The organism is Micromonospora sp. NPDC052213 (assembly GCF_040679695.1).
In the GTDB taxonomy this organism is placed as follows: Bacteria; Actinomycetota; Actinomycetes; order Mycobacteriales; family Micromonosporaceae; genus Micromonospora.
Genome location: NZ_JBFAVI010000171.1, coordinates 1 through 15,245, shown reverse-complemented (window position 1 = coordinate 15,245; position 15,245 = coordinate 1). Strand labels below are relative to the sequence as shown.

At 74.4% G+C, this 15,245-nt stretch carries 13 protein-coding genes; 9 read left to right on the top strand and 4 right to left on the bottom strand.

Annotated features, from left to right (window positions below):
• Positions 1-216: 216 nt before the first annotated feature.
• Entirely contained in the window at positions 217-1,587 is a 1,371-nt protein-coding gene (locus AB0L34_RS28160) for a HAMP domain-containing sensor histidine kinase (protein WP_363708025.1), read from the bottom strand.
• A 29-nt stretch (positions 1,588-1,616) separates the two neighbouring features.
• Positions 1,617-2,306 carry a response regulator transcription factor gene (locus tag AB0L34_RS28155; RefSeq protein WP_357452216.1) on the bottom strand — a complete coding sequence of 230 codons (690 nt, stop codon included), beginning with the start codon at positions 2,304-2,306 and terminating at the stop codon, positions 1,617-1,619.
• Positions 2,307-2,379: 73 nt separating this feature from the next.
• Between AB0L34_RS28155 and AB0L34_RS28150 the strand changes: the two genes are divergently transcribed.
• Both AB0L34_RS28150 and thrS read left to right on the top strand, forming a co-directional pair.
• Positions 2,380-3,300 (top strand): ADP-ribosylglycohydrolase family protein, encoded by a 921-nt coding sequence (locus AB0L34_RS28150; protein WP_363708023.1) that lies wholly within the window; start codon positions 2,380-2,382, stop codon positions 3,298-3,300.
• 149 nt (positions 3,301-3,449) lie between these two features.
• Positions 3,450-5,453 carry a threonine--tRNA ligase gene (thrS, locus tag AB0L34_RS28145; protein ID WP_363708021.1) on the top strand — a complete coding sequence of 668 codons (2,004 nt, stop codon included), beginning with the start codon at positions 3,450-3,452 and terminating at the stop codon, positions 5,451-5,453.
• 79 nt (positions 5,454-5,532) lie between these two features.
• Here the strand turns inward: thrS and AB0L34_RS28140 are convergent, their stop codons facing one another.
• On the bottom strand, positions 5,533-6,267 hold the full coding sequence (locus AB0L34_RS28140; protein ID WP_363708019.1) for a D-Ala-D-Ala carboxypeptidase family metallohydrolase: 735 nt from the start codon (positions 6,265-6,267) through the stop codon (positions 5,533-5,535).
• A gap of 171 nt (positions 6,268-6,438) precedes the next feature.
• On the opposite strand from AB0L34_RS28140, the gene AB0L34_RS28135 reads away from it, so the two are divergent.
• Positions 6,439-6,948: an HIT domain-containing protein gene (locus tag AB0L34_RS28135; RefSeq protein ID WP_357452343.1), complete on the top strand. Its 510-nt coding sequence runs from the start codon at positions 6,439-6,441 to the stop codon at positions 6,946-6,948.
• 146 nt (positions 6,949-7,094) lie between these two features.
• Positions 7,095-8,153, top strand: coding sequence for an aldo/keto reductase (locus AB0L34_RS28130; protein ID WP_363708017.1), 1,059 nt, complete (start codon positions 7,095-7,097; stop codon positions 8,151-8,153).
• A gap of 141 nt (positions 8,154-8,294) precedes the next feature.
• Here the strand turns inward: AB0L34_RS28130 and AB0L34_RS28125 are convergent, their stop codons facing one another.
• Positions 8,295-10,457: an elongation factor G-like protein EF-G2 gene (locus AB0L34_RS28125; RefSeq protein WP_363708015.1), complete on the bottom strand. Its 2,163-nt coding sequence runs from the start codon at positions 10,455-10,457 to the stop codon at positions 8,295-8,297.
• 252 nt (positions 10,458-10,709) lie between these two features.
• On the opposite strand from AB0L34_RS28125, the gene pgsA reads away from it, so the two are divergent.
• From pgsA to pdxS, 5 genes are all read left to right on the top strand, one after another.
• Entirely contained in the window at positions 10,710-11,342 is a 633-nt protein-coding gene (gene pgsA / locus AB0L34_RS28120; RefSeq protein WP_363708013.1) for a phosphatidylinositol phosphate synthase, read from the top strand.
• Positions 11,343-11,385: 43 nt separating this feature from the next.
• Complete coding sequence (locus tag AB0L34_RS28115) at positions 11,386-12,318, top strand: phosphatidylinositol mannoside acyltransferase (protein WP_363708011.1); 933 nt, start codon at positions 11,386-11,388, stop codon at positions 12,316-12,318.
• 15 nt (positions 12,319-12,333) lie between these two features.
• Positions 12,334-13,494, top strand: a complete 1,161-nt coding sequence (locus AB0L34_RS28110; protein WP_357452240.1) for a glycosyltransferase family 4 protein — start codon at positions 12,334-12,336, stop codon at positions 13,492-13,494.
• Between the two features lie 2 nt (positions 13,495-13,496).
• Positions 13,497-14,000, top strand: a complete 504-nt coding sequence (locus tag AB0L34_RS28105; RefSeq protein ID WP_350706682.1) for a hypothetical protein — start codon at positions 13,497-13,499, stop codon at positions 13,998-14,000.
• Between the two features lie 190 nt (positions 14,001-14,190).
• Positions 14,191-15,108: a pyridoxal 5'-phosphate synthase lyase subunit PdxS gene (pdxS, locus tag AB0L34_RS28100; RefSeq protein WP_357452243.1), complete on the top strand. Its 918-nt coding sequence runs from the start codon at positions 14,191-14,193 to the stop codon at positions 15,106-15,108.
• Positions 15,109-15,245 lie beyond the last annotated feature (137 nt).

Genomic DNA, 15,245 nt, shown 5'->3' with positions numbered 1-15,245 from the left:
GGGCGGGGGGGGGGGGGGGGGCGGGCGGGGGGCGCGGGCGGGGGGGGGGGGGGGGGGGGGGGTGTGGGCGGGGGGGGGGGGGCGGGCGGGGGGGGGCCCGCGCCGCCCCCCCGCCCCCCACGGCTCCACCGGCCGGTGGGCGCTCGGGGCAGAGACCGGTGGAACTGATGGGTTCGTGGAAGATCATGCCAGTCCGCGACCGGTCGGCCGCCGCGGTTAATCGGGATCTAAGGAAGACTTGCGCCGGCCCACAGCTCGGCCGACCAGCCCGAACCGGCTGACCTGCCGGGGCGTCGCCTCGGGGTCGGCGAGCAGCATGACCACGCTCGCCCCGCCGAGCCGGGCCCGGTCGATGCTCACCGAGCCGTTGGCCTGCAACGCCACCCGCTTGGCGATGTCCAGCCCCAGCCCGGTGGAGCCCTGGTCGCTGGCACCCCGGCGCAGCGCCCGGTCGGGGTTGGCGATCCCCGGCCCGGCGTCGTCGATCCGGATGGCGACGTAGCCGTCGCGGCGGGAGACCGCCACCTCGAACGCGGTGCCCTGCGGGGTGTAGCGGAAGACGTTGCCGATCACCGCGTCCAGCGCGGCGGCCAGCTCGGCCCGCGGCACCGGCGCCGGGATGCGCAGCTGGGCGCCGGTCACCCGGTGCGGGCGGTTCTGGTCGCCGGCCAGCGCGGCCCAGAACACCATCCGGTCCCGGACCACCTCGCTGACGTCGCACATCGCCGGCCCCGCCTCGTGCGCCACCGCCTTGCGGGTGGTCTTGATCAGCACGTCGATCTCGCCCTCGAGGGTGACGATCGCCTGCCGGATCCGTCGGATGCCGCGCCGCCGATCCAGCTCCGCCTCGCTGAACGAGCCCACGCTGGTGTCGTCGGACTCCAGCGCCTCGGCGTCGAGCCGTAGCACGGTCAGCGGGGTGCGCAGCCGGTGCGACAGGTCGGCGACCAGCTCCCGCTCGTCGGTGCGCGCCGCGACCATCCGGTCGGCCATCCGGTTGAAGGCGTACCCGGCCTCGGCGAGCTCGCGCGGGCCGCTGGGCTCGACGCGTACGGCCAGGTCGCCGTCGCCGATCGCGAGCGCCGCCCTGACCAGCCCCCGGGCCGAGTCGACCGCGCGGGCGGCGACCCGGTCGACCACCAGCACCGCCGCGCCCACCAGCGCGGCGGCCACCCCGAGCAGCAGCAGCCACCGGCCGCCGGCGCCCTCGTCCAGCGCCGAGTCGGGCACGAAGACCTCCACCACGGCGGTGCGGTCGCCGAGCACCACCGGGTCGAGCCGGAGCACGCCGCCGTCGACGTCGACGACCACGGAGCGTCGCTCGGCCCGTGCCCGCTCCAGGTCCGCGTCGCCGGCCCGGCCCGCGGACCCGTCGGCCCCGAGGCCGTGTACGACGGGCCGGGTGGCCGGGTCGTCGCCGCTGGCGGCCACGGCGCGCTGCACCACGGCGGGATCGGTGCTGACCGCGAGCGCCCCGGTCACCAGCGCGCTGCGGCGGGCGGCATCCGCGATCGCCTCGTCGCGGGCCCGGTCACCGAGGCCGGTGGCGAGCGGGACGAGGAAGGCGAACGCGACCAGGGCGCACATGCCGGCCGTGAGACGGGCCAGCGACGCCCTCAGTCCGGCGCCACCAGCCGGAAGCCGACCCCCCGCACGGTGCGCAGGTAGCGCGGCTTCGCCGCGGACTCGCCCATTTTGCGACGTAGCCAGTAAAGGTGAACGTCGATGGTCTGGTCCTCGCCGACCGACGGCTGCCGCCATACCTCCTCCAGAAGTTCCCGGCGGGACACTACCCGGCCCGGACGTGCGGCGAGATACGCCAACAGGTCGAATTCCTTGCGGGTCAGCGCCAACGGCTCGCCGTCGAGGTGGGCGCTGCGCTCCCCGACGTCCACCCGCAGCCCGCCGACGCTGTGCACGGCCGGCTGCACCGCCCGGCTGGCCCGCCCGGCCCGGCGCAGCACCGTGGTGATCCGGGCGTCGAGGTGCGCGCCGGTGAACGGCTTGACCATGTAGTCGTCGGCCCCGGCGCGCAGCAGCCGGACCACGGACTGCTCGTCGTCGCGCGCGGTGGCGATGATGATCGGCACGTCGGTGATGCCGCGCAGCATCCGCAGCGCGTCCGAGCCGTCGAGGTCGGGCAGGCCGAGGTCGAGCACCACCAGGTCGGGGGTCTCGGCGGCCACGCGGCGCAGCGCGTCCAGCGCGGTGCCCACGGCGTGCACGGCGTGCCCCCGGTCGGCGAGGGACCGCAGCATCGCGCCGCGTACGACGTGATCGTCTTCGACCAGGAGCACGGTGGCCACGCCAAGACGGTACTCGGCGTGGCAAGTTGACCGCGTTGCGGCGCACCTGCGAACCGGGCAAGCTGGTACAACGATGTCCTTCACGCTCTTTGCCGACACCCGCCTCGCGCTCGCCCGGGACTCCCTCGCCGGCCTGTCGGTCGGCGACGCGCTCGGCTCGCAGTTCTTCGTCCCCGGCCGGCACCCGGCCGACCTGGCCGCCGGCAGGCTCCCCCCGCCGCCGTGGGAGTGGACCGACGACACCGAGATGGCCTGCTCGGTGGTCGCCGCCCTCGCCGCGGCGGGCACCATCGACCGGGACGCCCTCGCCGTCGCCTTCGCCGAGCGCTGCGAGCCCTACCGGGGGTACGGGCCGGGCGCCGTGACGATCCTGCGGCTGATCCGCACGGGCACGCCGTGGCCGGTGGCGGCGGCCGCCGCCTTCGACGGGCAGGGCTCGTGCGGCAACGGCGCGGCGATGCGCGTCGGCCCGCTGGGCGCCTGGTTCGCCGACTCGACCGCCCGGGCGGCGGCGCAGGCCCGGGCGTCGGCCGAGGTGACCCACGCGCACCCGGAGGGCATCACCGGGGCGGTCGCGGTGGCGGTGGCCGCCTCGCTGGCAGCCCGGGCCCGGCTGGACGGCCACCGGCCGCCCCCGCGCCGGCTGCTCGCCGGGGTGGCCGCCGCGCTGGACCCGGCCACCGAGGTGCACCGTGGCGTACGCCGGGCGGCCGACCTGCTCGACCGGCCGCTGCGCGAGGCCGTCGACGTGCTCGGCAACGGCTCCCGGGTCACCGCGCAGGACACCGTCGCCTTCACCTGCTGGGTGGCGGCCGTGCACCTGGACGACTATCCGGCGGCGATCGGCGCCTGCGTCGAGGCGGGCGGGGACGTGGACACCACCGCCGCCATCGTCGGCTCGGTGGTGGCCGCGCACACCGGGGTGGGCAGCCCCGGCGGGGTGCCCGCCGACTGGCTGGCCGCCCGCGAGCCGCTGCCGGACTGGTCCGCCTGACCCTTCCCGCCGGTCGGGCGGGTGCCGGGGGCGGCGTCCCACGGGTCGCGGGGGCGGTGGCGTCGCCGACCGTGCCCGCGGGGGCGACCGATAGCATCGCAGGAGCCGATCGCTCGGCGTCATCCGTACCGTCTGCTGGAGGAGTGACCGTGTCCGCACCCCGTACCCCCGCCGTGGCCGACCCCGTCGTCGTCGCCGCCGGGACCACGGCGGCCGACGCGGTGGCCGCGGCCGGGCTGCCCGCGGCCGGCCCGAAGGCGGTCGTCGTGGTCCGCGACCCGCAGGGCCAGCTGCGTGACCTGGACTGGTCGCCGCAGGTCGACACCGAGGTCGAGCCGGTCAGCCTCGACTCCCCGGACGGGCTCAACGTGCTGCGGCACTCCACCGCGCACGTGCTCGCCCAGGCCGTGCAGGACGTCTTCCCCGAGGCCAAGCTCGGCATCGGCCCGCCCATCGAGAACGGCTTCTACTACGACTTCGCGGTCGACAAGCCGTTCCAGCCGGACGACCTCGGCAAGCTCGAGAAGCGGATGCAGGAGATCATCAAGTCCGGCCAGCGGTTCCGCCGTCGCCGCTTCGGCAGCCTGGACGAGGCGAAGGCCGAGCTGGCCGCCGAGCCGTTCAAGCTGGAGCTGATCGACGTCAAGGGCGAGGGGCTGGACACCTCCGAGGTGATGGAGGTGGGCGGCGGCGAGCTGACCATCTACGACAACCTCGCCGCGACCGAGGACAAGGTCTGCTGGTCGGACCTGTGCCGTGGCCCGCACCTGCCGAGCACCCGGCTGATCGGCGCGTTCAAGCTGATGCGCTCGGCCGCCGCGTACTGGCGGGGGTCGGAGAAGAACCCGCAGCTCCAGCGGGTGTACGGCACCGCCTGGCCGACCCGGGACGAGCTGAAGGCGTACCTGAAGCTGCTGGAGGAGGCCGCCCGGCGCGACCACCGCAAGCTCGGCGCGGACCTCGACCTGTTCAGCTTCCCCGACGAGATCGGTTCCGGCCTGGCGGTCTTCCACCCCAAGGGCGGCATCATCCGCCGCGAGCTGGAGAACTACTCCCGCCGTCGGCACGAGGCGGCCGGGTACGAGTTCGTCAACACCCCGCACATCACCAAGGCGCAGCTCTTCGAGACCTCCGGTCACCTGCCCTACTACGCCGACACGATGTTCCCGCCCATGCAGCTGGAGGGCGCGGAGTACTACCTCAAGGCCATGAACTGCCCGATGCACAACCTGATCTTCAGGGCGCGCGGGCGGTCGTACCGGGAGCTGCCGCTGCGGCTCTTCGAGTTCGGCACGGTCTACCGGTACGAGAAGTCCGGCGTGGTGCACGGCCTCACCCGGGTCCGCGGCCTGACCCAGGACGACTCGCACATCTACTGCACCCGGGAGCAGATGGCGGGCGAGCTGACCACCCTGCTCACCTTCGTGCTCGACCTGCTGCGCGACTACGGCCTGGACGACTTCTACCTGGAGCTGTCCACCCGGGACGACTCGCCGAAGTTCATCGGCTCGGACGAGGACTGGGCGGAGGCCACGGAGGCCCTGCGCACCGCCGCCGAGGCATCCGGCCTGGACCTGGTGCCGGACCCGGGCGGCGCGGCCTTCTACGGCCCGAAGATCTCGGTGCAGGCCAAGGACGCGATCGGCCGGACCTGGCAGATGTCCACCATCCAGGTCGACTTCAACCAGCCGGCGCGGTTCGGGCTGGAGTACCAGGCGGCGGACGGCAGCCGGCAGCAGCCGGTGATGATCCACCGGGCGCTCTTCGGCTCGATCGAGCGCTTCTTCGGGGTGCTCACCGAGCACTACGCGGGCGCGTTCCCGGCCTGGCTGGCCCCGGTGCAGGTGGTGGGCATCCCGATCCGCGAGGACCACACCGACTACCTGCACGGCTTCGTCGCGGCGCTGCGGGCCGAGGGGATCCGCGCCCAGGTGGACGCGGGCGACGACCGGATGCAGAAGAAGATCCGCAACGCCCAGCAGCAGAAGATCCCGTTCATGGTGATCGCCGGCGACGACGACGTGGCGGCCGGCACGGTCTCGTTCCGCTACCGGGACGGCTCGCAGCGCAACGGGGTGCCGATCGCCGACGCGGTGGCCCACGTGCTCGACGTGGTCGGCTCGCGCACCAACGTCGGCCCGTCGGCCGCCTGATCCACCACGCGCCGGAGTCCTCGACGCACGAAGTCCCCCCGCCGCCGGCGGGGGGACTTCGTCGACGGGCCGTCGGGCGTCAGATCCCGCAGGTCGGTGCGGACCAGGACCGGCTCGGCGTGTTGCCCAGGTGGGTGTGGTCGTTGTGGCCCGGGTAGCCGGGGCCGAGGATGTTGCTGAAGCCGTGGTAGCGGGCCTGCTGGGCGAGCCGGCACAGCGAGGGCGATCCGACCAGGTCGACCCCGTCGCCGTAGAGGTGCCGGCTGTTGCTGGCGCCGCCGACCGCGCTGTTGCAGGCGTAGCTGCGGAAGCCGCTGCTGATGTAGAGCGGCACGTTGCCGAGTGCGCGCCGCATGGCCTGGAGCTTCCACATCGACACGCGGGCGTTGAAGCGGGCGGTGCTGGCCGACACCGCGCCGCCGGACCAGTCGCTGTTGCACCGGTTCCACTCCGCGTAGCTGAAGCTGACCGGGGTGCAGTCGTCGTCCTGGAGCGCGTAGATCTGGTTGAAGGTCTGCGGCCCGGCGATCCCGTCGGCGCCCAGCCCGTACGCCTGCTGGAACCGGATCACGGCGGACCGGGTGCCCGGGCCGTACACGCCGTCGAGGGCGAGCACGGCGCCGTAGCCGGGGTAGCCCGAGACCCGGATCTGGAGTTGCCGGACATCCTCGCCGGACATCCCCTGGGACAGGGTGCGTCCCCAGGTGTAGCAGCCGTCGGCGTGGGCCGCGCCGGCGGTGAAGGTGACGCCGACCACGGTGGTGGCGGCGGTCAGCACGAGCGCCGCGAGGAATCTGCCGAACCGTCGGATCACGGAGACCTCCATCGGTCTATGTAAGTAAGTCGATGGATGGAAGTTTCAACGGTGCACTTCGATTCGTCAACAACTTCCAGCGCCGGGTTCCCCACGGCGGGCCTCGCCGGTCGTCGGGCCGCTCCGTAGGATCGTCGTGTGACTGGGGTGGAACGGCACACGGACAGCGGCATGGCCGACGGCCTGGAGCGGCTCTGGACGCCGCACCGGATGACCTACATCTCGGGTGAGGACCGTCCCGAGGGCTACGAGAAGCCGAAGGGGTGCCCCTTCTGCCTCGCCCCCGGCCTGCCGGCGGAGCAGAGCCTCGTCGTCGCGCGCGGCGCGCACGTCTTCGTGGTGCTCAACCTCTACCCGTACAACCCGGGTCACCTGCTGGTCTGCCCCTACCGGCACGTCGCCGACTACACCGACCTCGACGGGCCGGAGACCGCCGAGCTGGCGTCGTTCACCCAGACCGCGATGCGGGTGATCCGCAAGGTCAGCAACGCCCACGGGTTCAACCTCGGGATGAACCAGGGCGGGGTGGCCGGCGCCGGGATCGCCGCGCACCTGCACCAGCACGTCGTGCCCCGCTGGGGCGGGGACGCCAACTTCATGCCGGTGATCGGGCGCACCAAGGTGCTGCCGCAACTGCTCGGGGACACCCGGGAGCTGCTCGCCCGCGCCTGGCCCTCCTGACCCGGCTCACCGCGCCCAGCCCGCCCCACTCGCCCGCGCCCGGCCCGGTAGGGCGGACGGGCGGACCGGGCGGACCGGGGTCGGGACCCCGCACGGCGGCGGGGACTTCGCCCCGGGGCGGGAACCGGAGGTGGCACGATGCGTCGATGGCAGTCACGACACGGACGTTGGGCCGCAGCGGTATCGAGGTCAGCGCGCTGGGCATGGGGTGCTGGGCGATCGGCGGCCCCTGGGCCGAGGGCACCCAGCCGCTGGGCTGGGGCGCCGTCGACGACGAGGAGTCCGTCCGGGCGGTACGCCGCGCGCTCGACCTCGGCGTGACCCTCTTCGACACCGCCGACACCTACGGGGCGGGGCACTCGGAGCGGGTCCTGGGCCGGGCGCTCGCCGGCCGGCGCGACGAGGCCGTGATCGCCACCAAGTGGGGCCACACCTTCGACGAGGCGACCCGCCAGGCCACCGGCGCGGACAGCTCCCCGGCGTACCTGCGGCGGGCGGTGGAGGAGTCGCTGCGCCGGCTCGGCACCGACCGGATCGACCTCTACCAGTTGCACCTGGCCGACCTGCCGGTGCCCCGGGCCGAGGCGCTCGTCGGCACCCTGGAGGACCTGGTCGCCGACGGGTCGATCCGCGCGTACGGCTGGAGCACCGACCGCCCCGACCGGGCGGCCGCCTTCGGCCAGGGCGCCCGGCACGCCACCGCCGTGCAGCACACCCTCTCGGTGCTCCGGGACGCCCCCGAGCTGCTCGCCGTCTGCGACAAGTACGACCTGGCCAGCGTCAACCGGGGACCGCTGGGGATGGGCCTGCTCTCCGGCAAGTACACGACCGGCTCCACCCTGCCCCGCGACGACGTGCGGGGGGTGGCACCGGGCTGGCTGGAGTGGTTCCGGGGCGGCCGGCCCGCCCCGGAGTGGCTGCGGCGGGCCGCCGCCGTGCGGGCGGCGCTGACCGCCGACGGCCGCACCCCGGCCCAGGGCGCGCTGGGCTGGATCTGGGCGCGCAGCGGGCGCACCGTCCCGATCCCCGGCTGCCGCACCGTCGCGCAGGTCGAGGAGAACGCCGCCGCCCTGCACCGGGGGCCGCTGCCGGCCGACCAGTTCGCCGAGGTGGAACGCCAGTTGGCGGCGCTCCGCTCGGCCGCGCTCCGCGAGGCCGACCGCCCCCAGCACCCGAGCCCCATGCTCCCCACCGCCCGCCCCTGACGCGCCCCACCCGCCGGAGCACCGTGGATCACGCGGTTGTGGTGGGCGTCGCGCCCCGGATCACCCGTTTCGTCGGGCAGCTCCACCGCGCCGAGCGGCTCCGTGCCACAACCGGGTGAACCGACCCCGCGAGGAGCCCGGTCAGGGGTGGCTGCCGTGTTCCTTGCGGACCTGGTCGGCCAGGTGGGCGGGCATGGGGTCGTAGCGGACGAAGTGGCGGCGGAAGGTGCCGGTGCCCGACGTCATCGAGCGCAGCTCGACCGCGTAACGGAGCAGCTCCGTGGCGGGCACCTCGGCGCGGACCAGGGTGCGCCCCTCGACGTCCGCGTCCGGCTCGGTGCCGAGCACCCGGCCGCGCCGCCCGGACAGGTCGCCCATCACCGCGCCGACGGACGAGTCGGACACCCGGATCACCACCTCGTCGACCGGCTCCAGCAGCGCCGGCTGGCCCTTCTCGGCGGCGTCCCGCAGCGCCAGCGCGCCGGCGGTCTGGAAGGCCGCGTCGGAGGAGTCCACGCTGTGTGCCTTGCCGTCGAAGAGGGTCACCCGCAGGTCCACCACCGGATGGCCGGCGACCAGGCCCCGCTCCATCTGGGCGCGTACGCCCTTCTCGACGGAGGGGATGTAGTTGTGCGGCACCGCGCCGCCGACCACCCGGTCGACGAACTCGAAGCCGGCCCCGCGCGGCAGCGGCTCGACCTCGATGTCGCAGACGGCGTACTGGCCGTGGCCGCCGGACTGCTTGACGTGCCGGCCGTGCCCCTTGGCCGGGACGGTCAGCGTCTCGCGCAGCGCGACCCGGACCGGCTCGGTGTCCAGCTCCACCCCGCCCGCGCGCAGCCGCTCCAGCACCACGTCGGCGTGCGCCTCGCCCATGCACCAGAGCACCAGCTGGTGGGTCTCCGGGTTGCGCTCCAACCGCATGGTCGGGTCGCCGGCGACCAGGCGGGCCAGGTTGCGCGCGAGGGCGTCCTCGTCGGCGCGGCTGTGGGCCACGACGGCGACCGGCAGCAGCGGCTCGGGCATCTCCCAGGGGGCGATCAGCAGCGGGTCGTCCTTGGCGGAGATCGTGTCGCCGGTCTCCGCGCTGCCCGACTTGGTGATCGCGCAGATGTCGCCGGCCACGCAGGCGCCCACCTCGCGCAGGCTCGCGCCCAGCGGGGTGTAGATGTGCCCGACCCGCTCGTCGGCGTCGTGGTCGGGGTGGCCGCGCTCGGCCATCCCGTGCCCGGAGACGTGCACGGTCTGCTCCGGGCGCAGCGTGCCGGAGAAGACCCGGACCAGGGAGACCCGGCCGACGTGCCGGTCGACGGTCGTCTTGACCACCTCGGCGACCAGCGGGCCGTCCGGGTCGCAGGCCAGCGGCGGGCGGGGCGAGTCGTCCACCCCGGCGACCGCCGGCAGCTCGTGCTCCAGCGGCGACGGGAAACCGGCGGTGAGCACCTCCAGCAGCGCGTCCAGCCCGACCCCGGTCTCCGCGCAGACCGGCACCACCGGGTAGAAGTGGCCCCGCGCGACCGCCTTCTCCAGGTCCTCGACCAGTACCTCGGTGCCGATCTCCTCGCCCGAGAGGTAGCGGTCCATCAGGGACTCGTCCTCGCTCTCGGCGATGATCCCCTCGATCAGCTCGTTGCGGGACTCGACGATGGCCGGCAGGTGCTCCGGGTCCGGCTCGCGCACGTCGGCCGGCAGCCCGGCGGTGTAGTCGAAGACCCGGCGGGTGATCAGGCCGAGCAGGCCGACGGTGGAGACGCCGTCGTCGCCGAGCATCGGCAGGTAGAGCGGGAGCACGTTGTCGCCGAAGACCCGCTGGCAGAGCGCCACCGCCTCGTCGAAGTCGGCGCGCGGGTGGTCGAGCCGGGCGACGGCGACGGCGCGGGGCATGTCGACCGCCGCGCACTCCTCCCACAGGGCGGCGGTGGCGGCGTCCATCCCGTCGACGGCGGAGACCACGAACAGCGCCGCGTCGGCGGCCCGCAGCCCCGCGCGCAACTCGCCCACGAAGTCGGCGTAGCCGGGGGTGTCGAGCAGGTTGACCTTGATTCCGTCGTGCAGCAGCGGCGCGCAGGCCAGGCTCACCGAGCGCTGCTGGCGTACGGCCGCCGGGTCGTGGTCGCAGACGGTGCTGCCGTCGGCGACGGTGCCGGCCCGGCCGATCGTGCCGGTCGCCGCGAGCAGCGCCTCGACCAGGGTCGTCTTGCCCGCTCCGGAGTGCCCGACGAGCACCACGTTGCGGATCCGGCCCGGCTCGGTCACCACCGGCGCGCCGCCGGCGGCCCCCTTCTCCTGACTTTTCTGCGCCATGGGGCGCACCTCCCTCAGCCGTGGTTGGTGGCGACCGCCGCGCGCGACGGGGAAGCGGCCCGAGCGGGTTCCGCGGCGATATCCTCCGGTGCTCTGCAGGGTTACGGGTAATCAACGGGCGGGTGGGTGAGCTGACTCACCTTCCTGGCTCGATCTCACACCTGTTGCGGGGCCGGCACAAGCCTCCGCCCTGCGCGGGTCGCTGACCGGCCGTACCGCCGGTGCCGGCGGGACCGTTATCGTGGGACCGCCATGGCGAAGATCTTCCAAGTGACGGCCCGCGCGGGGATGACCCGCGTCGTCGAGCCGGTCGCACGCGGCCTGCTCCGAGCGGGCGTAACCCCCAACGCGGTCACCGTGGCGGGCACCCTCGGGGTGCTCGTCGGTGCGCTCGGCTTCGGTGCCCGCGGTCATCTGGTCGCCGGGGCCCTGATCGTGACCGTGTTCGCGCTCACCGACCTGCTCGACGGGACGATGGCCCGGATGAGCGGCGGCTCCACGAAATTCGGGGCGTTCCTCGATTCGAGCATGGACCGGATCGCCGACAGCGCGGTCTTCGGCGCGGTGGCGTACTGGCTGGCTACCCAGCACAACTATTCCGGTGTCGCCGCCGCGCTCATCTGCCTGGCCGCCGGCGGCCTGGTCTCCTACGTCAAGGCCCGGGCCGAGGGGCTCGGCATGACGTGCAACGTGGGCATCGCCGAGCGCACCGAGCGGCTGCTCATCGTCGGCGTCGGCGGGCTGCTCACCGGCCTTCACGTCGACCCCGCGCTGGAGATCGCGCTCTGGCTGCTCGCCGCGGTGTCGATCTTCACCGTCGGCCAGCGGATGGCCCACGTCTACCGCCAGGCCCAGCGGGTGCACACCCCGGGCGGGCAGGGGTGAGCGCGACGAGCGCCGGTCGGTCGCCGTCCGGGGGCCGGCGCCGGTGAACCTCACCGAGCTCGGCTACGTCGCCGGGTGGCGCGTGATCCGCGCGCTGCCCCGGCCCGTCGTGGCCGCGGCGTTCCGGGCGGGCGCCGACCGCGCCCACCGCCGCGGCGGCGGGGGTACGGCCCGACTGCGCGCGAACCTGCGCCGGGTGGTCGGCCCCGACCTGCCCGAGGCCGACCTCGACGAGCTGGTCCGCCACGGCCTGCGCTCGTACGCCCGCTACTGGATGGAGGCGTTCCGGCTGCCCTCGCTCAGCCGGACGGAGATCCTGGCCGGCTTCCGGCTCGACGGCGAGGAGCTGCTCGCGGCCGACGTGGCGGCCGGCCGGGGCGCGGTGGTGGCGTTGCCGCACGCCGGCAACTGGGACGCCGCCGGCGCCTGGGTCGCGGCGACCGGCTGGCCGATCACCACGGTCGCCGAGCGGCTCAAGCCCGAGGGCGTCTACCAGCGGTTCCTCGCCTTCCGGCGGAGCCTGGGCATGGAGATCCTGCCCACCCACGGCGGCGACCGGCCGGCGTTCGACGTGCTGGTCGACCGGGTCCGGGCCGGCACGGTGGTGCCCCTGCTGGCCGACCGGGATCTCTCCGCCCGGGGGGTGGAGGTCGACTTCTTCGGGGCCCGCACCCGGATGCCGCCGGGCCCGGCCCTGCTCGCCCTGCGCACCGGGGCGCCCCTCTACGTCGCCTCGATGTGGTACGAGGCGGACGCGGCCTGCGCGTCGATCGAGGGTCCGCTGCCGCTGCCCGACCCCGAGGAGGGCCCGCTCGACCGGCGGGTCCGGTCGCTGACCCAGCGGATCGCCGACGGTCTGGCGGCGGGCATCGCCCGGCATCCGGAAGACTGGCACATGTTGCAGCGGATGTGGCTGGACCAGCACGGCACGGGTGGCGGCGCGACCCTGCCCTCCCCGGCTGCCGGACAGGCGTAAGGGAGGCGTTGAGGCGTGCGCATCGGCATCGTGTGCCCGTACTCCTTCGACGTGCCCGGCGGGGTGCAGAACCACGTCATGGACCTCGCCGAGGCGCTGATCGGCCTCGGGCACGAGGTGAGCGTGCTCGCCCCGGCCGACGAGGACTCCCCGCTGCCGCCGTACGTGGTGCCGGCGGGGCGGGCGGTGCCGCTGCCGTACAACGGCTCGGTGGCGCGGATCGCGTTCGGCCCGGTCTCCACGGCGCGGGTGCGGCGCTGGATCACCCGGGGCGAGTTCGACGTGCTGCACGTGCACGAGCCGCTGACCCTGAGCCTGTCGCTGCTGGCGGTGCTCTCCGCCCGAGGGCCGGTGGTGGCCACCTTCCACACGGCGATGACCCGGTCGCGGGCGCTCGCCGCCGCGCAGGGGGTGCTCCAGATCGTGCTGGAGCGGATCACCGCCCGGATCGCGGTCAGCGCGCTGGCGCGCAAGGTGCAGGTCGAGCACATGGACGGCGGCGCGGTGGAGATCCCCAACGGGGTGGCCGTCGCGAAGTTCAACCACGCGCAGCCGCTGCCCGGCTGGCCGGGGGAGTGCGCGCCCGGGCGGGGCGGCGCGATCGGCTTCCTCGGCCGGTTCACCGAGGCCCGCAAGGGCTTCCCGATCCTGCGCGACGCCTTCGTCGAGCTGGCCCGGCAGCGTCCCGGGCTGCGGCTGCTGGTGGCCGGCCCCGGCGACCCGGACGACCTGTTCGGGCGCTTCCCGGTCGAGCTGCGCGACCAGGTGACCTTCCTCGGGCTGGTCTCGGAGGAGGACAAGGCGCGGATGCTGCGCAGCGTGCACCTCTACGTGGCGCCGAACACCGGCGGGGAGTCCTTCGGCATGATCCTCACCGAGGCGCTCGCGGCGGGCACCACCGTCGTGGCCAGCGACCTCGACGCGTTCCGCCGCGTGCTCGACGGCGGCCGGGCCGGCCGGCTCTTCCCGACAGGGGACCGGCCCGCGTTGCGTACCGCCCTGGCCGACCTGCTCGACGATCCCGACGGGCGGGCCGCGCTGACCGCCTGCGGCGACCAGGTGGTGGCCACCTTCGACTGGCCGGTGGTCGCCCGCCGGGTCCTGGAGGTGTACGCGGCGGCGATCGAGGCCACCGACGGGCGGGTCATGGACACCGAATGGGTGGGGCTGGACTGACGATGTCGGGCATGTGGTGGGGGGTGGTCGCGGCCCTGGCCGTGGGGCTGGTCGCGGCGTACCTGGTCTGGACCGCCGGCCGGGTCGACCGGCTGCACGGCCGGGCCGAGCTGGCCGCCCGCGCCCTGGACGCCCACCTGCTGCGCCGCGCGGCGGCCGCCGCGGTCCTGGCCGAGCGGCGCTACGGCGTCGAGCTGTACGCGGCGGCGCGGATCGCGCTGGACGCGCAGCCGGACGAGCGGGAGGCCGCCGAGAACGACCTCACCCGCCAGTTGCGTGCCGTGGAGCTGGACCCGGCCGATCCGGACTGCGAGGCGGTGATCGGCGCCAGCCGGCGGCTCGCCCTGGCCCGCCAGGTGCACACCGACCTGGTCCGCGACGCCCGCGCGGCCCGCGGCCGTCGGCTGGTGCGGCTGCTGCGCATGGGGCGTCGCCGGCCCTGGCCGCGCTACTTCGACATCGACGACCCCACCCTCACCGTCCCGGCGGACGTCCCCGCCGGCTGAGGCGGTCCCGGACCCGACAGAACGCCCAGACGGGACGCCGGACGCACCCGGCGACCGGGCGGCGGCGGGGCGGTGACGACTGCCACAGGGCAGGCCACCGTGGGTCTGATTGGCTGTCGGACGGGCGTTGGGACGGCCGTAGCATTTTCGCAGCCACCCCATCCCCGAGCACGTCGAGGAGCGATGACCCGTGCCCGAAACGACTGCCCAGAACGCCAGCGCCAGCCCGGTCACCGGCACCGCCCGCGTCAAGCGCGGCATGGCCGAGATGCTCAAGGGCGGCGTGATCATGGACGTGGTCAACGCCGAGCAGGCCAAGATCGCCGAGGACGCCGGCGCCGTCGCCGTGATGGCGCTGGAGCGGGTGCCCGCCGACATCCGCGCCCAAGGCGGGGTGTCCCGGATGAGCGACCCCGACATGATCGACGGCATCATCAACGCCGTCTCCATCCCGGTGATGGCGAAGGCCCGGATCGGCCACTTCGTGGAGGCCCAGATCCTCCAGTCGCTCGGCGTCGACTACGTCGACGAGTCCGAGGTGCTGACCCCGGCCGACTACGCCAACCACATCGACAAGTGGGCCTTCACCGTCCCCTTCGTCTGCGGCGCGACCAACCTCGGCGAGGCCCTGCGCCGGATCACCGAGGGCGCGGCCATGATCCGCTCCAAGGGCGAGGCCGGCACCGGTGACGTCTCCAACGCCACCACCCACATGCGCAGGATCCGGCAGGAGATCCGCCGGCTGGGCTCGCTGCCGACCGACGAGCTGTACGTGGCCGCCAAGGAGCTCCAGGCGCCGTACGAGCTGGTCAAGGAGGTCGCCGAGAGCGGCAAGCTGCCCGTGGTGCTGTTCACCGCCGGTGGCATCGCCACCCCGGCCGACGCCGCGATGATGATGCAGCTCGGCGCCGAGGGCGTGTTCGTCGGCTCCGGCATCTTCAAGTCCGGCAACCCGGCGCAGCGGGCCGCCGCGATCGTCAAGGCCACCACCTTCCACGACGACCCGGACGTGCTGGCCAAGGTCTCCCGGGGCCTGGGCGAGGCGATGGTCGGCATCAACGTCGACGACATCCCGCAGCCGCACCGCCTGGCCGAGCGCGGCTGGTGACGTGCGGGGAAGGGACCTTCCTGACGTCTGACGCGCAGGAAGGGGCCCTTTCCGGCCGCCATTCAGGAAGGGAGCGGCAGATGGGCGACGCACCCGTGATCGGAGTGCTCGCGCTCCAGGGCGACGTGCGCGAGCAC